Origin of the sequence: Sorangium sp. So ce327, assembly GCF_051530205.1 — a bacterium.
Taxonomy (GTDB): Bacteria; Myxococcota_A; Polyangia; order Polyangiales; family Polyangiaceae; genus Sorangium; species Sorangium cellulosum_B.
In genome coordinates, this window is sequence record NZ_CP150330.1 from 4,007,428 (window position 1) to 4,028,812 (window position 21,385).

Consider the following 21,385-nt stretch of genomic DNA (forward strand, 5'->3'; position numbering starts at 1 on the left):
TCAGCCGGTCCTTCATTAGATGTTCCTCTGGAGTGCCACCACGGGATGTTCCTCTGGAGCGCCGCCGCAGGAGCGCGCTTGCATTGCCGGGATCGGTGCCTCGCGACCCCGGCCGTGCAAGCTCACGGGCGCGCCTGCGGGAGCTCGTACCGGACGTCGCCAGAGGGATAGGTCAGCTCGACCCACTGGAACCCGTGATCATCGACGATCTCTCGTGCGCTGGGCTCCGGCGCCTCGATGGCCGACAGCTTCTCCTTCGCCTCCAGCATGCGCTTCTGCTCCGCGTCCAGCTGCTCCTGCGTGATGCGGCTGGATATCGTGTTGAAACGCTCGAGCGCCGCCTCGACCTTCTCCACGTCGACCTTCGGCCGCTGGCTGGCGTCCTCGGACGGCGCGTCCGCGGCCCCGGCGGCTGCGCTGCCCGGTCGGAGTCGCGCGCGTGGTCGCGCGTGGCGTGAGGGGGCGGCGGCGCGCTCCTTCGCCTGCGGATGCTCGCCCGCCTGCGCACCCTCGTTCGACACGTCCCCGATCCCGAGCGCCGTTGCCGCGCGGCCGAGATCGCCCCGTGTTCCCGCGACGACGAGCCCGAGCGCCGCGACGACGGCGACAGCGCCCGCCGCGATCCATCGCCTCCGGTTCATTGCGCCCCTCCCGCCTGCGCGGCGACGTAGTCCTTGCCCCGTACGCGCAGGGTGGCCAGCTCGAGATCCCCGCCGTCCACGCATTGCTGCAACTGGAACGGCTCGCCGAGCCCGTCGATGCTCCCGACGCAGTGCTCCGCGACCGCCGAGAAGAAAGCGCGCGAGAGCGTCGGCTTGTTCGCGCTCACGTAGACCACCCAATCCCAGTAGCTGCTGAACTCGATCTGGGCGACGTTCTTCGCCTCGTCGACCGTGAGGAAGCCGCTGTCCACGGCCGTGACGAACAGGGGATCGAGCCGCGCCTTGCGGTCGACTGCCCACAGGCCGCCGGGATGATAGAACAGCGGATAGAGCGACCGGATGAGATCGAGCAGCGGCTGACCGTTGAAGACGGTCGCGTCGAACTCGTCGGTCAGCATGCCCGAGGTGGCGGCCCGGATGTCGGCCTTGTTCCGCTCGAAGAACGGCAGCGAGTTTCGCCTCGTCTGGCAGCGGTTGGCCTTCCAGTTCTCGAACATCTGCCGGCCGCCGTTCTTGGCGGCCTCGCGCTCGGTCTCGCCCGGAAGGGCACCGCCGGCGAGCAGGAGGTTCAGCGCCGCGATCTCGACGCTATCCTCCGCGAGCGAGTGGAGGCACGAGAGCAGATTGTTGAGGTACGCCTCCGTGAGATTCCTGTTGGCCGAGCGCGGCTGGGTGAGGGCGTTGTAGCCCCACCGGACAGCGCTCCCCGACGGGCGCGCCGTCGCCGAGAAGCGATCGCCGTCCGCGGCGCCGTCTCCCGCGGCGGTCACAGCGTCGGTGAGCTGCGTGGACAGATCGGACGAGATCGCTGCGTTCCCCTTCGGAATGACGGCGACCGTCGGCATGGGCGCGAGCTCCGTGCTGCCGCCCGCGGCGGCCGTGTAGCGCACCTCGAATTCCTGCGGCGCTGCCTGCGCTGCCGTGGATCCGGAGGCGCAGAGGGCGACGAGGCCCGCGACCACCCCTGCGTGTTTCGGACTCTTCAACATGTTTCGCATGACTTCCTCGCTGAAATCTCCGTTGAGCGGCGCAACACAGCGGCGGGGGCCGGTGCCGCCGACCCCCGCCGCCGTGCGATCCATCAGATCTCCGTCGACTCCGCGTCCACGCAGTCGCCGAAGACGTCCGTCTCCGCGCAGGCCTCTTCGCCCACGTCGACCTCCGTGGTCGCCTCCGGGAATAGCGCGTCCGGGCATGCCTTCATGACCTTGGTGAGGCTCCCCGCGGCCGGTGTCCAGCAGACCTGCGGGAACCCGTCGAACGAGTAGCGCCGGGTGCCCGTGAGATTACGCACGTTATAGCTCTGCTGCACATGGATCGCATCGATGCTGCTGGTATCGAGGATGGTCGTGTGCCAGTAGAAACCGCGGGTCTCGCCGATGAGCCGGGCACCGATGCCAGGGAAGATGCCCCCGCCGAGAAACAGGCCGAAGACGTCGCCGAACCAGCCTCCGCGCTTGGGGCGCTGGGCGTTCGCCTGGTGCCACCGCAGCTCGTCCTCGATCGACTTGCGGTACGCGTTCTTCTCCCGCTTGGCGGCCTGCTGCCGCTCCCTGTGCAGCTTGGTGTAGTAGCGGTCCAGGTCCGTCAGGATATGATAGAATGCCGAGTCCTCGGATCCCTTCGGGATGTCGAGTCGGCAGCCGCCGAACCCGGAGTCGATGCTGTCATACTTGATCTTGTTCGTCAGGTCTCCGTCATAGACGATGGCGCCGTCCTTGATGTCGGCGCGGCCCTGGGCCGTCCAGCCGGTCTTGAAGTCGCACTCGATGCTTCCGACGAAGTCGGGCACGGCCACCGTCACGTCGGCCTCGAAGCGGACCGGCAGCATGACGGACGTCACCTCGGTGGGGCCGCCGTGGGAGAAGCGCGCGGGCCTCACGCCGATGTTCGTGTACTCGATGAGGACGCTGCAGGAGCGGACGCTGCCGCACGCGCCGCCGCTGCCGAGGTTGACGCCGCGGATCTGTTCGGCGCTCCGGCGCGTAATGAGCCCGTCCTCCTGATCGAAGACTGTCTGCGCCGTCGGGCGGGCGTACACCTTCGTGGGCGACAGGTTCTTGGCGACGACGTCCGGGCGCAGCTCGAGGTAGACGCGCAGCACGTCGCGCTGCTCCGCGGTGTAGCCGCTCTCCAGGATGGCCTGTCGCAGGCCGAACTGGCCATTGCCCGCGCGCGCGCGCAGCTGGGTCAGGCCTGCGACCCAGCTCTGCGGATTGCTGGAATTGAGCAGCGTCTGCTCCTGGGCGTTGGGCGCCACGCCGATGCGGGACATCTGCAGCACGAAGCTGTTGGCGATGGATCGCCGCAGCGAGCTCCCGAGGCTGGCGGCGCCCTCGGCGCCCGCGCTGGCGAGCGCGGCGATCTCCGCCTCGACGGCGGCCAGCTCGTCTTCGAGCTGCGGGCGCAGCTGCTCGAGGCTCTGGCGAGCGATCGGATCGATGGATCCGGCGAGGGCCTTATCGATCTTGTCGATCTTGTCCTCGATATCCTTCTGGCGGAGGGTCAGCCGCAGGTACTCCTGGGCCTCCAGCTCGAAGGAATTGAGCAGCTGGTCGGCCGCGTCCAGGATCGCGAGGGCGTAATCTGCGAACGAGTCCGCGCCGACGGCGCTCCGCGCAGGGTTCGGCGCGAAGAAAGGCGCTGCCCAGTAGACCTTGGCGACCGAGGGGTCGTTGCGCCTCTCGTCCGTCGGGTTCTTGTGATCGTCGTAGAAGGCGATCTTCGCGAGCGTCGCCATGAACTCGTCGACTTGCGTCTCCGTCATGCCGCGCTTGCTCTTCAACGCCTCCCGGAGCGACTGCGACACCGGAAGTTGCGTCAGCTCCATGGTGGGGGCGGCGCTCGCGGTGCCGGCAGCGATCATGATCGCTGCTGCAGAGACGAACCCAACGTTCAACTTGCCACGTTTCATTTTATCACTCCTTGCATTGTGCAGAAAAATGACTGTTTGCGTGATCGAATTTCGAGAGCCAGAAATCGGATGCTGTGATGAGATTGCGAGGCCTGCTGTCCGTGAGCCAGGGCGTGCGTCGCTGGCGAAGGATCCGCCCCATGACCTTCTGCGGCGCTCGATGCCCGCCGGCTCATGGTGGGCGTCAGCCGTCTTCGGCTGGGCTCAATAGCATTCGCCATGCCAGTGTGCAGACAGGCTGCAGTGCAGGATGTCGAACGCCGGACGCCGCGTGAGGCGCAGTCGTTTGCGTCACCTCGTCAGCGAGGGAACCGACTGACTTGGGCTCGCCCGGCGTTGCGATCCGCGCCGCGAGAACCTGATACGAATCATGAGGAACGAAGGTCGGCTCCGGAAGACGCGCGAATGGATGCGGTGGAGCTGCTGCCGAGGTGAAGCCGCGCCCTGCTCACTGCTGCTTGGAGGGGTCGCCGCGCCGGCGGTTGACGCGTCGGTGACGACTTGACGCGTCGGCGACGAGGTGATGCGTCGGTGACGACCGGACGCGTCGGTGACGACCGGACGCGTCGGTGACGACCGGACGCGTAAAGCCACCGGGCGCGTGTCGACCTGAGCTGCGCTGGTGAAAAGAGCCTGGTGCTCGAACGCTGGCGCCCATGGGTGATCGGGTTCGAGCCCGATTCCCCGTCGAAGCGCGCGCTATGGCAGATCCGCGAGCGAGCCCAGGCGTGCCTGCCTCATTCTCGGCGGGGCATGTCCGTGTCCCGGCGGGCCAACACGGCGCCCTGACCGAGACCGAGATCGCGTACCCGACGCGCCAGCGCCTCCTCCGATACCTCGAGTCGCTCGACCATGCGCCCGAGATCGCCTTCGCACTCCCGGTGGCAGCGGGTGAGTTCTTCGAGCGTCAGATCCTGCGCCGCGCGGAACCGCGGATAGCGGTCGATGAGCACGTAGATCGAGGGGCGGGTGATGCCAAGCCGCTTCGCCGCCTCGGCCCGGTTCCACCGGCTCGCGTGGAGCGCGTCAGCCAGCTCGTCTTCGGTGATGTCGGCCGTCGAGCGCCGGGTCGGGTGGGACGCGGCGTGGGTCGCGGAGGCCGGCGCGGACGCGATCTGGCCCGACGGAGGCGCGGGCGCGGCCGGCTCCGGTCGCGTGAGTGAACGGGCCGCGTGCCGTGCCGGCGAATCGTCCTCGGGCAGCTCGGCGCCCGCGCTCGAGGGCGCGGCCAGGAGGCGCTCCACCGCGGGGGTGACCTCGAGGCGGTCCCTGCCGCGGCTCCCGATGACGAGCTGCCGTACGACGTTCCGGAGCTGTCGGATGTTGCCCGGCCAATCGTACTCGGCGAGCCGCGCGACGAGCGAGGCCGGGAGCCACGGTTTGTCCTCCGGCGCGGGGGGAGCGAGCCGGTGCATCTCACCGACCCGATCGAGCTCCTCGCGGAAGAAGCGGATCAGGAGCCGGCCAATATCGTCCCGGCGCTCGCGCAGCGGCGGGACGCTGAGCTCATACGCCGAGAGGCGGTTCAGCAGAGGGGCGCGAAACATCCCGCTGGCCACCTTCGCCTCGAGGTCCGCGTCCGTGGCCGCGATCACCCTGGCGTCGACCTTGCGGACCTGCGCGCCCGTGCGCTGCACTTCGCCGGTCTCGAGGACACGCAGCAGGGCAATCTGGAGATCGAGCGGGGCGTCTCCGATCTCGTCGAGGAACAGGGTGCCCCCGTGCGCCTGCTCGAAGTAGCCCTTTCGTTGCACCGCGCCGCTGAAGGATGCCCTCTCGGTACCGAACAGCTCCGCGCTCGCCAGCGTCGGCGCGATGGCGCTGAAGTTGATCGCCACGAAGGGACGCCCGCGCCGCGGCCCCGCCTGGTGGATGGCGTGTGCGACGAGCTCCTTGCCGCTGCCGGTCTCTCCGCGGATCAGGACGGGCAGCTCGATGTCCGCGACACTCCGTACCTCCCAGAGGAGCTGCCGCAAACCGTCGCTGTCGCCGATCAGCTCGCGCTCCTCGCCTGGCACGCTCGTGCCTGTGATGAGGTCCTGCCGGGAAGCCGAAGCGTGGAGCAGGAGAACCACGCGATGACCGAGCTCGAGGACGACACCCCGCCGGAGCTGCGCGGCGGAGACGTGGGCGTCGGACTGCAGGCGCTTGCCGTGGACCACGACCACCGTGCTGCTGTCGCCCAGCTCGAGACGTACTCCGCCGTCGACGGCTGGAAGCAAGCGCAAGGGTTTGCGGCTCAGGTGCTCGTCGGCGAGCGGCTCGCCCCCCGATCGACCAGGCGGCGCGAAGGCCGGCTCCACCCGCGACAGCGGCGCTGCCCCGCCGGCGTCGAGCTCGGGGAGCAGCGCTCGATCTCCGATGCGATCCAGGCAGGGGTGGTACAGGATCGTCAGCATCCGCCTTGCGGCGCTGCCTCGCGCGCCGCCGGTGGTGTGCCGGCCAATGAGCGTCGACCTCTCGAGCAGTGCTCGGCTTCCAGGCTCCATTGGCACGGCATGTTGAACATGGCGCGCAGCGGCCGCAAGAACCAGGGAACCACGCGATAGCGATCCGGGGGCACCCTGCCGCGACCGGCGTTCCGCCCTCCTCGAACGGCACTCGACGGACGTCGCTGGCACAGGCCCTGCACGTGCAAGGATAGAGCGGCGGAGAGGCGCTCGGGCCGGGTGCACCAGCGCGGTTGAACCCGGCGTCGCGAACCCGCGCCGATCGCGCCTGCACTGGCTCGCGGAGCGGGCGCTCGTCTGCGCTGAGAGCATGAGGAGGAAGAGTTCATGAGCATCATGGGGCTGCTCCAACCTGGGGCTGTTCAGGTCGTCAACCCGAAGAGCAGGAAGGTGATTGGTTACGCGTTCAGCGTGGAGACCCAGCGTGGCCAGCTGCAGCGCTGGCTCCTGTTCGAGCACCCGCACAATACGCTCGACATCGAACCGCCGCCTGAGCACATGGTCCAATGGTCGCTCTCGGATTGGCAGACGAACGTGGTCCATCTGTGGCGGCCCGGCTCGTTCTATGTGTGGGCCCAGGCCGACGTCTACCGCTACGACGACGCATCCAGGCAGAAGGCATGGACGAAGATCCCGCCGGCCTCGCGCCTGCCGGCGCCCACGTATCCCGACGTGGGAATTTGCGATTTCCAGCTGGATCCCACGGGAGGGAGGCTGTTCCAGGTGCTGCAGCAGAGAGTCGGCGGGCTCGTACTGGCGCGGAACGAGCCGTTCGAAGCGGCGGGAGTGAGGTTGAGCGCGGCGATGCCGCTCGAAGCACGGGGCCTCGCCTACGTGGTGAACGGACTGCTCGATCCGGCGAGCACGGAGTACTGGATGCTGCCCGCGGCGTACGAGCCAGCCGGCAAGAGCGCGGCGGTCGCGGTCAAGACAGGACCGCAGGAAGCGAAGTCGCTCCAGGAGTTCATCGATGTGGCAAACCGGGGATGGGGCCCTGGTAGCACCTTCGTGATCACGGGGTGCATCAACTACCGCGGAGAGCGGGTCCCGGCCGCGCGATAGCGCCGCTTGTCGAGACTCGGCGGCCTGCGCGCGTGCCGCGGTCGACCCGTTTGCGGAAGACGCCGCCCGGGCGCTGGCGCTAGATTGGGCGCATGGCGCCGAGGGATGACACGCTCCTCCCGACGACCGAGCGCGATCACAACCCCCACGCGGCCGGCGCAGCGCGTGAGCTCCTGCCGGGAGCAGGCGGCACGCGCGCCAGCGCCGAGGCGACAGCGTCGTTGCAGGCAGCACCTCCCGGCGAGGCGAGCCAGATCGGCCGCGTGATCGCGGGCCGCTACCGCCTGGTCGAGCGCCTGGGCGCCGGCGCGCACGGTGAGGTCTGGGCGGCCGACGATCTCGTTCTCGGCGGACAGGTGGCGTTCAAGTGGATGCGCCATGCTGGGGGCCAGCTTCTCTCGCGGATCCATCGGGAGATAACGACGCTCCGGATGCTCCGCGTGCCCGGCGTGGTGCAGCTCCTCGACGACGGCATGGAGGGGGGCAGGCCATTCCTGGTGATGGAGCGTGTCGAGGGCGAGCCGTTTCCGGGGAGCGTCGCGCGCCGGGGCGGGGAACGACGCCGCTGCAGCTGGGCCGCGCTCGTCGACCCGACGATGGCGCTGCTCGAGGTGCTCGCGCGGGTGCACGCGGCGGGCATCGTTCACCGGGATCTCAAGCCCGACAACATCCTGGTGAGCCGGGAGGGGCGCCCCACGGTGCTGGATTTCGGCGTCTCGCTCTGGCGCGATCCGTCGGATCGGTTGACGGAAGCCGGAGAGATCCTCGGCACGCCGCTCTACCTCGCCCCGGAGCAGATCCTGGGCAAGGCGGTGGATCCACGGACCGATCTCTACGCGATCGGGGTGATGCTCTACGACGCGCTCACGGGGCAGATCCCTCACGACGGGGAGGACCTCCAGAGGATGCTGCGGGCGCGGCTCCTGGAGCCCGCGCCCCCGGTGCACGAGCTCGCCGCCGACCTGCCCGCGGACGTGGCGGGGATCGTCGATCGGCTGCTCGCGAGGGACAAGGAGCAGCGGTTCCGAACGGCGACCGAGGTGCTGGCCGCTTTCCGAGGACAGCCGGCCGTAGCGCGGGCCGGACCGACGTTGCCGCTCCTCGGGGATGGGCGCGCGCTCGGCGAGGTGCTCGCGGCCGCGCGGGCGGGGCGCTCCGTCGATGTGGTGGGCCCGCCGGGCTCCGGGCGCTCGCGCTGCCTGGGCGACGCGGCCGAGGCGCTCGCGCGCGAGGGGCGGGAGGTGGCGTGGACGCGCGCTGCCCGCACGCCGCTGGCGAGCGTGCACGCGGTGGTCGGAGTGCCTCAACAAGGCGTGGCGCTCGGGCTCGCTGACATGACGGCCTGGGTCGAGGCGGAGCTTCGGTCCGTGCTCGCGCGGGGCGTGGTCGTGGTCGCGGACGACGCGGAAGGGCTCGATCGGTGGTCGGCTGCGGTGCTGGATCGGGTCCGTTCCGGGCAAGGCACGATCGTGCGGGCGCTCCTGGCGGCGCCTTCCGATGCGCGGGAGGGGGCGGCGGACATCGCGTGGCTGTGCCCGCTCGACGAGGCGGCGCTGCGCCCGCTGTTCGCGGGGCCCGACCGGCTGCTTCACCTGCGGGAGGACGGGGCGCGGGCGCTCTGGGAGCGGACCGAAGGACTGCCTTTGTGGATCGAAGCCGAGGTGACGTTGTGGGTGCGCCTCGGGCTGGCCCGCTGGGACAGCGCGCAGCTACGGATCGACCGCGACGGGCTGGTGCGGTTGAGCGCCGGCATGCTCGGCGCGATGCGCGCGCGGTCATCCCCGGTGGAATCTCCGGTGGAGATAGTGCGCGAGCCGCACCAGGAGGAGCTGCTGCGATGGCTGGCGGTCGGTGGACATCACCTGGAGCTGCCGCAGCTCGCTCAGGTGATGGAGCAGCCGCTGTGGAAGATCGAGGCGGAATGCGAGGCGATCGAGGCGAGCGGCGCGGCGCGGCGGCTGCCAGGTGGACGCATGGTGCCGCGCGGACAGGTGGACATCCCGTGGCCGTCGAGCCGCCGCCTGGCGGCGCACCGGGCGATCGCTCGGACGCTGCGCCCCGGCCAGGAGGGGCGCCTGTTCCACTGGCTCGCCGCCGAGGACGTGCATGAGGCGTGGGCGGAGGCGATCGAGGTCGCGCAGCGGCGCGGGCGCGAGGGGGATCTGGCCGCTGCGGTGACGGCGCTCGCGGAGGGGCTGCGCGTCGTGCGGCAGCAAGACCACGTGGAGGCCGGATACGAGGACGCGCTCCTCGCCGAGTGGGTGAAGCTGGCGTTCGCGGAGGGCACGCCGTACGCGCTGGATCGGGTGCTGTACGAGCTGTCGCGCGCGGTGCGCCGCACCCCGAAGGTGCAGCACCTGGAGGCCCTGGTGCGCGCCGGGCTCGCGGCGCCGGGCGCGAACGGGATGCGGGCCCTGGAGCTGGCGGACGGGATTCCCCCGTTCGCCGATGCCGAGCTGGAGCGGAGGCGCCAGCGGGTGCGCGTTGTGGTGGCTGCGGCCAAGTCGTCGCCGTCGCTGCTGGGAGAGGTTCTTGCGTCGGTGAGGGAGTGGGCGGAGCGATCCGGAGAGCCGATGGCGCAGCTCTGCTTCATCGAGGGGCAGGCGCTGCTGCGTTATAGCCAGGGACGGTTCGAGGAAGCGGCGGCGCTGCACGCGGTCGCGGCGGAGGAGGAGCCGCGGCTGACCGCGCGGATCGCGGCGACCGTGAACTGCGCCTCGGCGCTGCTGGAAGCGTTCCGTCACCAGGAAGCGGCCGAGCGCGCGGCCGTCGGACGAGAGCTCGCCGCGCGGGCCCGGCACGCGTACTGGGAAGGGCGCGCAGAGTGGCTGCTCCGCGCCGCGCGCTACCGCATGGGGGAGGCGCACGAGCCGGACCTGGAACTGGTCGAGGCGGTGCAGCGGGTGGGCGTGCAGGAGCTGGAGGCGCTGGTGCGGCTGAACGAGGCGGCCGTGGCCTACCGGGCCGGGGCGCTGGAGCTCGCAGCGGCGCTGGCGGACAGGGCGGCGTGGTTGTGGCGGCAGATGGCGCGGCCGTGGGGGGCGCTGCTGGCGCGGTCTGTGGCGCTGGCATGCGGGGCGGGCGCGCAGGAGGCGGAGGTGCGGTCGCTCGCCGCGCTCGCGGTGCAGTGCCGCATTCCCGGGATCGGAGTGCAGGCGCTCGGGCTGCTCGGGCCGGCGTTCCCGGAGGCGAGGGACTCGTGGAGGGATGCGGTGCAGGGGCTCGTGCACGGGATACCGCGGGAGCACTGGGGTCGGCGGATCGAGGTGCTGTCGGTGGAGGAAGCGCTGGAAGGGGCGCTGGGGGGCGGCGAGGGCGGCGAGCCGACCTCAACGACGGTGGCGGCCGACAGCTCGCCTCCGGCGTCGGACTGACGCGTCCGGGAGCTGCGGACGCGTCACGTTGACGCGTGGGACCTGCGGACGCGTCACGTTGACGCGTCCGGGAGCTGCGGACGCGTCAACGTGACGCGTCCGGGACCTGTTGACACGTCATGGGTGCTGCGGCCCGCTTCGCCGGGCGCGGATGAGCCGCCGACGCGCCGAGCGTCGACCCATGCCGCTTGCGCTCGGACGTGGAGAGCTCCGCGATGGGTGCAGATCGTGCGGCCCTACGTTCTTGGAAGGCTCGTTCGGTCCCTGAGGGGCACGAGGCGGGACCGGGGCCTCTGGTGCTTGGCATGGTATCTGCTCGAGTCTGGGACAAGCGTGCTCCTCCGTGACGCGCAGCCCGAGGCGGGTAACCGCCGATGGGATGCACACCGCGCAGGAGCGGGCCGCACCCATCACTATCGATTGATCGGAGCGCGGGTGTGCCGTCGTGACCTCGCGTTGTCGTTGCGAATCCGCATGCTCATTGTCGTTCTCCCGCGATTGGCGCAGTAGACGAGGCGGCTCGCCTATGCAGTGACGTCTGCATCGGAGTATGCCCATGTGGATCGAGATCGAGGTGGACTCCGGCGGGCAGGGCGTGCGTGTGGGCGCGCGCGGGAGCCGCGGAGAGCGCCCCCCGGCGCACACGCTCTCGTCCGAGCTGGGCATCGATGCGCTGCAAAGCTTCGCCAGCAAGGTCGGGAGGGCGGTCCGGAGCGGAAGGGCGCTCGATCCCGCCGTCGTGAAGGAGGCCCAGGCGCTCTACGGCGAATTGCTCCAGGGCGATCTCCGGGATGTGCTGGTGAGGCTCCGCGAGGCGTCGAAAGACAGCCCGCTCCTCGTGCGATTGTTCCTGCGCGACCGCGCGCTCCTGGGGATCCCCTGGGAAGCCCTTTGCCGGCCGGGTACGATGGAGGGCTTCTTGGGGACGGATCCCAAGGTCCTCCTGGCGCGCGGCGTGACCTCGCCGGATCCCTGGGAGCCGCGCGACGTCCTGGGAGCCGTCCGCGTGCTGGCGATCGCGCCGGGGAGCGACGAGCGGAGCCTCGTGGTGCTGAAAGAGGCCCTCTCGCCATCCATCGAGGCGGGTGAGGTCGAGTGGCTGGACCCGATCGCCGGCCCGGACATCAGCGCTCAAGTCCTCTTCGACCGACTGCGGCGCGGCAAGACCCCTCACGTGCTGCACTGGCTCGGTCACGGCGGGGTGGATCTTTCGGGGAAGCCTGTCCTGCGCGTGGCCGACGACGAGGACGGCGAGGAGGCGTGGATCACCGCAGAGGCCCTGGGGCGCGAGCTCTCCGCGAGCTTCTGCGAGGAGCTGCGCCTCGTGATCCTCGAAGCCTGCGAGGGCGCGAAGGCAGGCGCGTTCGGCAGCGCGGCCGAGATCCTGGCGAGCGCCGGCGCGGACGCGGTGGTGGCCCACCTGTGGCCGGTGAAGGCGGACGTGGCGCGCCTCTGCTCGTCCGAGATCTACCGGTCCCTCACGGGCGCGGAGCGAGGCCTCGGCGACATCGGCGCGAGCGTGGCGGCGGCGCGCAGGACGCTGCTCGCGCAGAGCGCCGAGGCGTTCTCTCCCATCCTCTTTTTACGAGGCACAGGCTCGGCCATCTTCGATTTCGGCGAACGGCGTATCTCTCAGCAGCGAGCGCGGCGGGGCTCCAGGGGCCTCTCACCGGCGCTGCAAAGCCTGCTCGAGAGGCCGTTCACGATGGTGCTCGGCGATTTCGAGGAGGACCGCGCCGCGCTGAAGGCCGAGCTTCTTTCGTTCATGGAGGCGGGCGGCGACACCGCGACCGCGGCCCTCTCGCTGAGCGCGCTCACGCAGCGGTGCGCGCTCAGATTCGGGCAGGAGAGCTTGCACGTGCTCTTCCAGCAAGCGCTCATGGCCTCTCTCGAGGAGCCGGTCCCGTCGCTCGCCCGGACGCTCGCGCGCCTCGTCACGCCCGGCGTCCACATCACGCTCCTCTGGCGGCCGCACATGGAGCGCGCCATCGCCGAGGCTCACCCGCGGCGGAACGTGTTCGCCATCCAGCCATCGCTGCTGAGCGCGAGCGGCAAACCGCTCGTGGTGAAGCGCGCCGCTGGGGCCGCCGTGTGGAAGATGGAGCGCGTCCTTCCGAGGCGGTTTGAGCTGGACGGCGACGTCGTGATCCTGCGCCTCTACGGAGGATATTCGGCCGGGCCCCGCCCCATCTTCTCCCACCCCGTGCTCACCGAGGACGATCACATCCACGGTCTTCTTGGGGCCATCGGGCTCGACCCGCCCGTGTGGATGGAGGAGTTGCTCTCGCGGCCGCGCGTTCAGCCAGGCCTGTTCGTCGGGCTCTCGGCGCTCGACTTTCGCCATCGCATGCTGATGCGCTGGCTCTACGATCAACGGCAGGCGCCAAGCGACAGTCTGGTTATCTTGACGTCGGACGTCGACGCCAGCGAGCCCGAGATCTGGGAGGCCGGCTGCGGGCTCCCGGGCGGCGGGCGCATCGCCTCGGTCATCGAGGAGCCAGCGCTCGTCCCGCAGCTCGAGGCGTTCACCCCCGACGAGGGGCCATGAGCGAGAGCACGCCGCCGGAAGCCGAGGCGGCAGATGGAGCGCGCAGCAGCCGATCTCCGCCGTCCGTCGACCGGCCCTCGGTCGTGGACGTGGCGGAGCCCGCGAGCGTCGTCGTGTCGCCGAACCCGTTCCCCGGCCCGCAGCCGTACCGCGCTGCCGATCGGGATCGGTTCCACGGTCGCGGAGAGCTCTCGTACCGCCTCGAGGCGAGCGTCCTCGCCAACCGCTGCGTGACCGTCTATGGGCCGTCCGGAGCCGGCAAGTCATCTCTCATGCAAGCGTCGGTGATCCCTGCGCTCGTCGACGCGCAGCGGCTCCGGGTCGTGCGGATCGATGCCTGGCCCGAGGACAAGGAGCCCACGCGATGGCTCGCGGACGCTGTCTACTCCGCGCTTTCGTTCGGCGCGCGGCCGGCCGAGCTGTCGGCCGATGAGGCCTTGCTGTCGGCCGCGCAGCGCGCCGCGCGCAAGTCGCCCCGAATCGCGCTCCTGTACCTCGACCAGATCGAGCAGCTCCTTTACCCGAGCCGAAGCACGACCGAGGTGGAGGCGTTCTTCGCGGCATTGAATCGACTCGTGGACACGCCGCTCCGCGGCCTGCGCGTGGTGATCTTGCTCCGCGAGGATTACCTTGGCCGCTTCCGCGATCGGCTGCGCGAGCACCGCCGGCTGTTGAGCCACGGCTTCCGGGTCGGCCCGCTCACCGTGGCCGAGCTCTCCGAGGCGGTTTGCAAGGCCGCGGCCGGCGGACAGCCGCCGCAGACCTGGGAGTTCGCGCCGGTGCGCGCGCTCATGCTCCAGGTGCGTATGCCCGGCCAGGCCGAGTCGGACGACGCCGAGGCGCAGGCTGCTTATGCGCAGATCGTCTGCCGGGCGCGCTTTCAGCAGCGGGCGCAGGGCAGCGGCGCGGCGGAGCAGGAGGCGGTCGAGGCCGAGCCGATCCTGCGGCGATATCTCGAGGCGACGCTCGACGAGCTCGGCGCGCTCAGCGCGGCCGCGCGGCGCCTCCTGGAAGATCACCTCATCACGGCGGATGGCAGCCGCACCCTGCGCACCGAGAAGGAGCTCCTCCGACTCTTGCCGGCCGAGGAGCTCGGGCCGATCCTGAGGGCGCTCGAGGGCGCCGCCATCCTCCACGCAGAGGAGCACCAGGGCAGCCGCTATTTCGAGATAGGCCACGACTGGCTGGCGCGCAGGGTCTCCGAGGCGCGGCAGCAGCGCGAGCTCGAGGAGGAGCAGCGCCGCCGCGAGGAAGCGCAGCGCCGCCGCGAGGAAGAGCAGGAGAGGGAGCTCGCGCGCGAGCGCAGCGAGGCGGCCGAGCGGCTCGCGAGGGCGCGGCAGCAGCGGCGATTCTTCGCGGTCCTGGCTCTCGTGGCTGTCGTGGTGGCGGCAGGCGCCATGGCGCTGGGCCTCTATGCCTTTCGCCAGCGGGTTGCCGCCCAGGCTGCGGCGAAGGAGGCCCGGGCGGCCGAGGAGAACGCCAAGGACAAGGAGATCGAGGCCTCCGACGCGCGCCTGCTCGCGGGCTTTCGCGAGCTCAAGAACAGCGGCCAGATCGCGTGGGGCATCAAGCTCTTGCCGGAGGTGAAGCGGCCCGAGGCAGCGCGCGGCTGGGTCGGGCTGGCGAGCGATGCGCTCGGCCAGAACGCGCTCTTCGTCACGCTCCGCGGCCATGAGCAGCCACTTCGCGCTGTCGTGTGGAGCCATGACGGCCAGCGGGTTCTGTCCGCGTCCGATGACAGGACGGCGAGGCTCTGGAGCGCCGACGGGACGGGCGATCCCGTCGTGTTCTCCGGGCACGAGAAGCAGATCAACGCGCTCGCCTTCAGCCCCGACGACAAGCGCGTGCTCACCGCCTCGGAGGATGGGACAGCGCGCCTGTGGGGCGAAAGCGGCGGCCAGATCGCCGTGCTCGAGGCTGGAGGCGGGGCTGTGCGCCTCGCCGCGTGGAGCCCCGAGGGAGACCGCGTCGTGACCGGCTCGGCTGACAACATGGCTCGGGTCTATGCGGTCGCCGGCGGCGACGGCAGGGTCGAGCTGAGAGGCCACACGGGAGCGCTGAGCGCCGTGGCGTTCTTCGCTGACGGAGCGCGCGTGCTCACTGCGTCCGAGGACGGGACGGCGCGTGTCTGGGCGGCCGATGGCGTCGGGCAGCCGGTGATCCTGAAAGGGCCGGATGCGAAGATCCTGTTTGCCGCGCCGAGCCCCGATGGAACGCGCGTCCTGACCGCGTGGAGCGACGGCGCCGCGCGGATTTTTGATGCTTCTGGCGAGGGCAAACCGGTCGAGCTCAAGGGCCACCAGGGCAGCGTCCTCTTCGCTGCGTGGAGCGCCGACGGCGCGCGCGTTGCCACGGCGTCGGCCGACAAGACAGCCCGGGTCTGGAGCGCCGACGGCACCGGACAGCCGGTCGTTCTCGCGGGGCACAGCCGTCCTGTCACCTTCTTGGCCTTCCGGCCGGATGGCAGGTACGTCGCCACGGCCTCGCTCGATCAGACTGCGCGCCTCTGGCCGTCGGAGGGAGGCAAGGACCTCATTTTGGCCGGGCACGACGCCCCGGTGTTGTCGGCCGCGTGGAGCCCGGATGGGACGCGGGTGCTCACCGCGGCGGCGCCGCTGGTTGGGGGGCCTTCGCGAGACAGCACGGCCCGGATCTGGCGGCCCGCGCTGCTCGAATCGTTGCCGCGCGAGCGTCGCGAAGTCTACCACGCCGCGTCCATCGGCCCCGGCGCCGAGCTCGTCGCCTCCGCGTACGACGACCGCGCGGTGCGTGTGTGGCGCGCGGACGGCACAGGCGTGAACGTCGTGCTCGCGCAGCAGGGCGCATGGATCGCGGGCGCGGCCTTGAGCCCCGACGGTGCGCGCGTCGCCGCGGCGTGCTTCGACGGGGCGACGCGTATCGTCCGCGTGGACGGCAAGGGAGATGCCGTATCGATCCAGGGCCACGCGGCCGCCGTGCGCGCTGCCGCGTGGAGCCCGGATGGAACGCGCCTTGTTACCGTATCGGACGACCGGACCGCGCGCGTCGTCTCCGTGGACGGCACGGGGGATGCTCTGATGCTGTCCGGGCACACGGATGGTCTCACCTCGGCCGCGTGGAGCCCGGATGCACAGCGCATCGTCACCACGTCCATGGACCACACGGCGCGCGTCTGGCTGGCTTCGGTCGCTCAGGAGCCCGTGGTGTTCAAAGGGCACGGAGGCGCCGTGTACAGCGCGGCGTGGAGCCCTGACGGGGCGCGCATCGTCACCGGATCCGGGGATGGCACCGTCCAGGTCTGGGACGTGACGAGCGGCGCGGTCGTTGCATCCTTCGATCGCGGCGTCGCCGTTCTGAAGGCCATCTGGAGCCCTGACGGCGGCCAGATCGCCTTCTCGTTGCGGCACGGCGGCGTCCTCCTGTGGAGCCGCGATGGGTGGCAACGCCCAGGGACGAGCGAGCCTGTCCTGCTCGACACGCAGGCGGCGATCATCTCCATGGCCTTCATTGACGGCGGGAAGCGGCTCTTCACCGTCGCGGCCGACAACACAACCCGCACCTTCACGATCGACGTCGCCGAGCTCCGGCGGGGCCTGCTGTCGAGCAATGTGGATTGCCTTCCCGCGAGCTTGCGAATGCTCCATCTCGACGAGCCGCCGGACGGAGCGTTGGAGCGTCACGCCGCGTGCGAGCGCGAGCATTCGAGGACGCCGTTCTTCGGGGAGGGGCAGGGACCATGAGCATCGGCACCAGGGGGCGCGTCCATCGCGGGGGGGCGTTCGTCGCGGGGGCGTTCGTGATGGCGGCGGCGATGTGCCTAGTCGCTTGTGAACGGCCGCCGTCGGGCGTTGGCGGCGGCGCGTCGCCGGCGTCGAGCGCGGCGAAGGGCGCCGCGCCCAGGGCAGCGGCTCGCCCCGGGATGGCCGTCCTCGGACCGGACGAGCGCCGGGTGCCCCTCCTCGTGGTGCCGGGCGACGCCTTGGTGGAGGTGGACGGCCAACCGGCGTATCGCCGGGATGGGGCGATCGACCTCATCGGCAAGGTCGGCGAGGTGCGCCGCGTGCGCGTGTGGAAGGGGGCGAAAGAGGCGCTGGAGAAGAATGTGACGATCCAAGAGAGCCAGCCCTCCCCGCCGCTCGTGGATTTCAACGAGGCTCCGCCGGCGAAACCGGCAGTGAAGCTGAAGTTACCGGCGCGCTTCGGCGAGTTCGACGACGGGATGCTGTGACGGGTGTCATGACGGCCGGGAGGAGGGCGAAGCTCGTGCGTCCAATTCATTCGAGAACACTGGCTGGCTGGGTCCTTGCATTGGGGCTGATCGACGTCGAAGCGAGGGCGGCGCCGTCGGGCAAGGATTCGCAAGCGGAGGTCTACGGCGATGAGGTCCAGGCTCGGGCCCAATTCCAGGCGGGCGTTGCCTACTTCGACAAGCAGGAGTACCGCGATGCGCTGGAGGCCTTTCGCAGGTCGCTCTGGCACAAGAAGAACCGGAACACCATGGGCTTTATCGCCTCGTGCCTCAAGCAGGTCGGCCAGTTCGATGACGCGCTGGACCAGTACGAGGAGATGCGCCGCGAGTTCCCCCGGATGCCTGCCAAGATCGAGGCGATGGTGGCAGCCGAGATAACGGAGCTATCCGCCCTGGTGGGGACGCTGGCGGTGACGGGAGACGCGCCAGCCGGGGCGTTGCTGTTCATCGATGATCGCCTGCGCGGCAAGCTCCCCCTGGAAGAGCCGCTGCGGGTAAGCGCGGGAAGCCGGGCCATCCGAGTCGAGAAAGAGGGGTTCACGCCGCTCAGGACGACGGTGGAGGTCAAGGCCGGAAAGGAGAGCGTGGCGGAGCTCGCGGCGCAGTCGAGGAAGGGGCGGCTCGTGGTGAGCGAGAAGCACAACTGGGTGCTTCGCGTGGAACTGGACGGCAAGGATGTCGGGGTGACGCCCTGGCAAGGGCTGGTGGACGCGGGCCAGCACAAGGTGCGGTTGCACGGGTTCATGGGGGTGGAGGCGCTGGCCGCGTGCGAGGCGCCCGGGGCGGCGGTGGAGGAGGGGGCGAAGGTGGCTTCGGGCGTCGAGATGGCGTCGGTGCGGCTGTACGAGGAGACTCGGGTGGTGCTGGGGGCGGAGGAGCAAGATGCGTCGCTGCGGGTCGAGTCGACGCCGGAGGGGGCGACGGTGAGCATCGATGCGCGGGTGGTCGGCAAAGCGCCGTGGGAAGGGCGGCTGCCGCTGGGGGAGCATGTGATCGAGCTGAGCGCGGACGGGTTCGATTCCGCGAAGCGCACGGTGCGCATCGAGCGGCGCAAGCAGCGGGAGTTGTCGGTATCGCTGGCGGACCGTGTGGCGGCGGAGCGCGCCGCGAGGAACAGGAAGATCGGGGTGGGGTTGGGCTATGGCGTGGCGGCGGCGGGGCTCGGGGTGTTTGCCGTGGCCGGGGGGCTGGCGCTCGACAAGGTCAATGAGCTCGAGGCTCGTTGTCCAGACAAGCAATGCCCTTCCACGGAGGAGCGGAACAAGCGCGCCGCTGCGTCCCTGGGCACGGCGGCCACCATCGGCCTGGTGGTGGGGGGGCTCGGGGCGGCGGCGGGGACGGCCGTGCTGCTGCTCACGAGGCCGGAAAGCGGTGAACGGGGCGCCGGTCCGAGCGTGAGCGCGGGCGTGGGGCTTGGGGGCTTCGAGATGAAAGGAAGGTTCTGATGGGCCAGCCGAAGAGAGGTGGGATCTCGCGCGGCGTCTGGATCGTGGGGGCGGTCCTCGTCAGCGTTGTCCTGTGGGCGTGCAACGGCGTGCTGGGGCTCGGCGAGTTCAAGTCGGCCGTGTGTGACGAAGGTGCCAGGCAGTGCAGCGGCAATCGGCCCCAGGTCTGCACCTCGGGACAATGGCGGAACGCGTCAGAGGATCCGTGCGTTGATCAAACCTGCGCTGCCGGCGGGTGCACGGGTGATTGTGCTCGAGGAGGGAAGCGGTGCCAGGGGCTCACGCCTCAGGAGTGTGACGAGGAAGGTGAATGGCAAAGCGCGCGTGAGCCGTGTGATTCGAATGCTGGATTTCATTGCTCGGGCGGCGACTGCGTGCAGACCTGTACGCCGGAGGACTTGCAGTGCTCGGGAAGGCTCCCGCAGTACTGCGACGAGAACGGGAGCTGGCAGAATAACGGTCCTGCCTGCGATCCCTGTGTCGGTTGCGATCCAACCACTGCTGCGTGCAAGGTCGGCGACCCCGTGGTCTGTGGGTTGGGAGAGAGCTGCGGTAATGGGACGTGTGTCTGTGGAAAGCCCGGGTTTACTGGCGTATGGTTTTTTTCTGTGGGTAGCAATCCTAACTCGGTAGCGGCCGCGGACCTGAACGGCGACGGCCAGCCCGACCTCGCCGTCACGAACCTCAGCAGCGCCAGCGTGAGCGTGCTGCTCAACAACGGAGACGGCACCTTCGCCACCAAGGTCGACTACTCAACGGGCTCTGGCACCATCTTCGGCTCTGGCCCCATCTCCGTAGCGGCCGCGGACCTGAACGGCGACGGCCAGCCCGACCTCGCCGTCGCGAACCAGTTCCACGACAACGTGAGCGTGCTGTTCAACAACGGAGACGGCACCTTCGCCGACAAGGTCGACCACTCAACGGGCGCTGGGCCCCACTTGGTAGCAGCCGCGGACCTGAACGGCGACGGTCAGCCCGACCTCGTCGTCGCGAACTCTGGCAGCGACAACGTGAGCGTGCTGCGCAACAACGGAGACGGCACCTTCACTGGCAAGGTCGACTACTCAACGGGCGCTGGGCCCTACTCGGTAGCGGCCGCGGACCTGAACGGCGACGGTCAGCCCGACCTCGCCGTCGCGAACAACCTCAGCGCCAGTGTGAGCGTGCTGCGCAACAACGGAGATGGCACTTTCGCCACCAAGGTCGACTATCCAACGGGCGAGCAACCCTGTTCGGTAGCGGCCGCGGACCTGAACGGCGACGGCCAGCCCGACCTCGCCGTTGCGAACATCAGCAGCGCCAGCGTGAGCGTGCTGCGCAACAACGGAGACGGCACCTTCGCCACCAAGGTCGACTACTCAACGGGCTCTGGCCCCATCTCCGTAGCGGCCGCGGACCTGAACGGCGATGGCCAGCCCGACCTCGCCGTCGCGAACCATGGCCGCGACAACGTGAGCGTGCTGTTCAACAACGGAGACGGCACCTTCGCCGACAAGGTCGACTACTCAACGGGCGCTGGGCCCTACTCGGTAGCAGCCGCGGACCTGAACGGCGACGGTCAGCCCGACCTCGCCGTCGCGAACAACCTCAGCGCCAGTGTGAGCGTGCTGCGCAACAACGGAGGCGGTACCTTCACCGGGAAGGTCGCCTACTCAACGGGCGAGCTCCCCCACTCGGTAGCGGCTGCGGACCTGAACGGCGATGGCCAGCCCGACCTCGCCGTCGCGAACTCTGGCAGCGACAACGTGAGCGTGTTGCGCAACAACGGAGACGGCACCTTCGCTGGCAAGGTCGACTACTCAACGGGCGCTGGGCCCTACTCGGTAGCGGCCGCGGACCTGAACGGCGACGGTCAGCCCGACCTCGCCGTCGCGAACTCTGGGAGCGACAACGTGAGCGTGCTGCGCAACAACGGAGACGGCACCTTCGCTGGCAAGGTCGACTACTCAACGGGCGATTACCCCGCATCGGTCGCGGCCGCGGACCTGAACGGCGACGGCCAGCCCGACCTCGCCGTCGCGAACGTCGGCAGCGCCAGCGTGAGCGTACTGCGCAACAACGGAGACGGCACCTTCGCCGGCAAGGTCGACTACTCAACGGGCGCTGGGCCCCACTCGGTAGCGGCTGCGGACCTGAACGGCGACGGCCAGCGCGACCTCGCCGTCGCGAACTACGGCAACGCCAGCGTGAGCGTGCTGCTCAATATCGGCGATGACACCTTCGCCGGCAAGGTCGACTACTCAACGGGCGATTACCCCGAGTCGGTAGCGGCCGCGGACCTGAACGGCGACGGCCAGCCCGACCTCGCGGTCGCGAACCGCAGCGGCGCCAGCGTGAGCGTGCTACTCAACAACGGAGACGGTACGTTCGCCCCCAAGGTCGACTACTACACGGACGCTGGCCCCTACTCGGTAGTGGCCGCGGACCTGAACGGCGATGGCCAGCCCGACCTCGCCGTCGCGAACGTCGGCAGCGACAACGTGAGCGTGCTACTCAACAACGGCAACGGCACCTTCGCCCCAGAGGTCGACTACCCCACGGGCGAGGGCCCCGCCTCGGTAGCGGCCGTAGACATCAACGGCGACGGCAAGCGCGACCTCGCCGTCGCGAACAGCGATAGCGCCAGCGTGAGCGTGCTACCCAACATCTGTATCCCATAGCGCCGCCACGCCTTGCGCGCCACTGGCCCGATGCAATGCGAG

Annotated in this window: 11 protein-coding genes; 7 read left to right on the forward strand and 4 right to left on the reverse strand. The window is 70.0% G+C overall.

Annotation, left to right across the window (positions count from 1 at the left end; all coding sequences use genetic code 11):
* Window positions 1-122 precede the first annotated feature (122 nt).
* The 4 genes from WME95_RS15140 to WME95_RS15155 all read right to left on the reverse strand — a co-directional run bounded on the left by WME95_RS15140 (window position 123) and on the right by WME95_RS15155 (window position 5,975).
* The gene (locus WME95_RS15140) at window positions 123-641 is read right to left on the reverse strand and encodes a hypothetical protein (protein ID WP_437909081.1); all 519 of its coding nucleotides are present in this window, start codon (window positions 639-641) and stop codon (window positions 123-125) included.
* The gene (locus tag WME95_RS15145; RefSeq protein WP_437909082.1) at window positions 638-1,651 is read right to left on the reverse strand and encodes a hypothetical protein; all 1,014 of its coding nucleotides are present in this window, start codon (window positions 1,649-1,651) and stop codon (window positions 638-640) included. The genes WME95_RS15140 and WME95_RS15145 overlap by 4 nt, the downstream gene beginning before the upstream one ends.
* Window positions 1,652-1,743: 92 nt before the next feature.
* Window positions 1,744-3,576, reverse strand: a complete 1,833-nt coding sequence (locus tag WME95_RS15150; protein WP_437909083.1) for a hypothetical protein — start codon at window positions 3,574-3,576, stop codon at window positions 1,744-1,746.
* Window positions 3,577-4,313: 737 nt separating this feature from the next.
* Window positions 4,314-5,975, reverse strand: coding sequence for a sigma 54-interacting transcriptional regulator (locus WME95_RS15155; RefSeq protein WP_437909084.1), 1,662 nt, complete (start codon window positions 5,973-5,975; stop codon window positions 4,314-4,316).
* Window positions 5,976-6,353: 378 nt separating this feature from the next.
* Here WME95_RS15155 and WME95_RS15160 point away from each other — a divergent pair, with 378 nt between their 5' ends.
* The 7 genes from WME95_RS15160 (at window position 6,354) to WME95_RS15190 (ending at window position 21,343) form a co-directional block, all read left to right on the forward strand.
* Window positions 6,354-7,088 (forward strand): hypothetical protein, encoded by a 735-nt coding sequence (locus WME95_RS15160; RefSeq protein WP_437909085.1) that lies wholly within the window; start codon window positions 6,354-6,356, stop codon window positions 7,086-7,088.
* 92 nt (window positions 7,089-7,180) lie between these two features.
* The gene (locus WME95_RS15165) at window positions 7,181-10,462 is read left to right on the forward strand and encodes a protein kinase domain-containing protein (protein ID WP_437909086.1); all 3,282 of its coding nucleotides are present in this window, start codon (window positions 7,181-7,183) and stop codon (window positions 10,460-10,462) included.
* Between the two features lie 556 nt (window positions 10,463-11,018).
* On the forward strand, window positions 11,019-13,010 hold the full coding sequence (locus tag WME95_RS15170) for a CHAT domain-containing protein (protein ID WP_437909087.1): 1,992 nt from the start codon (window positions 11,019-11,021) through the stop codon (window positions 13,008-13,010).
* Window positions 13,007-16,729: an nSTAND1 domain-containing NTPase gene (locus WME95_RS15175; RefSeq protein ID WP_437909088.1), complete on the forward strand. Its 3,723-nt coding sequence runs from the start codon at window positions 13,007-13,009 to the stop codon at window positions 16,727-16,729. The genes WME95_RS15170 and WME95_RS15175 overlap by 4 nt, the downstream gene beginning before the upstream one ends.
* On the forward strand, window positions 16,726-17,217 hold the full coding sequence (locus WME95_RS15180; RefSeq protein ID WP_437909089.1) for a hypothetical protein: 492 nt from the start codon (window positions 16,726-16,728) through the stop codon (window positions 17,215-17,217). Before WME95_RS15175 ends, WME95_RS15180 begins: the two co-directional genes overlap by 4 nt.
* 35 nt (window positions 17,218-17,252) lie before the next feature.
* Entirely contained in the window at window positions 17,253-18,683 is a 1,431-nt protein-coding gene (locus WME95_RS15185; protein WP_437909090.1) for a PEGA domain-containing protein, read from the forward strand.
* A gap of 608 nt (window positions 18,684-19,291) precedes the next feature.
* Window positions 19,292-21,343 (forward strand): FG-GAP repeat domain-containing protein, encoded by a 2,052-nt coding sequence (locus tag WME95_RS15190; protein WP_437909091.1) that lies wholly within the window; start codon window positions 19,292-19,294, stop codon window positions 21,341-21,343.
* The last annotated feature ends 42 nt before the right edge of the window (window positions 21,344-21,385 follow it).

Bases quoted from the DNA above. Each gene is read 5' to 3' on its own strand.
- WME95_RS15140 (WP_437909081.1), bottom strand. From the start codon at position 641: ATGAACCGGAGGCGATGGATCGCGGCGGGCGCTGTCGCCGTCGTCGCG.
- WME95_RS15145 (WP_437909082.1), bottom strand. From the start codon at position 1,651: ATGTTGAAGAGTCCGAAACACGCAGGGGTGGTCGCGGGCCTCGTCGCC.
- WME95_RS15150 (WP_437909083.1), bottom strand. From the start codon at position 3,576: ATGAAACGTGGCAAGTTGAACGTTGGGTTCGTCTCTGCAGCAGCGATC.
- WME95_RS15155 (WP_437909084.1), bottom strand. From the start codon at position 5,975: ATGCTGACGATCCTGTACCACCCCTGCCTGGATCGCATCGGAGATCGA.
- WME95_RS15160 (WP_437909085.1), top strand. From the start codon at position 6,354: ATGAGCATCATGGGGCTGCTCCAACCTGGGGCTGTTCAGGTCGTCAAC.
- WME95_RS15165 (WP_437909086.1), top strand. From the start codon at position 7,181: ATGGCGCCGAGGGATGACACGCTCCTCCCGACGACCGAGCGCGATCAC.
- WME95_RS15170 (WP_437909087.1), top strand. From the start codon at position 11,019: ATGTGGATCGAGATCGAGGTGGACTCCGGCGGGCAGGGCGTGCGTGTG.
- WME95_RS15175 (WP_437909088.1), top strand. From the start codon at position 13,007: ATGAGCGAGAGCACGCCGCCGGAAGCCGAGGCGGCAGATGGAGCGCGC.
- WME95_RS15180 (WP_437909089.1), top strand. From the start codon at position 16,726: ATGAGCATCGGCACCAGGGGGCGCGTCCATCGCGGGGGGGCGTTCGTC.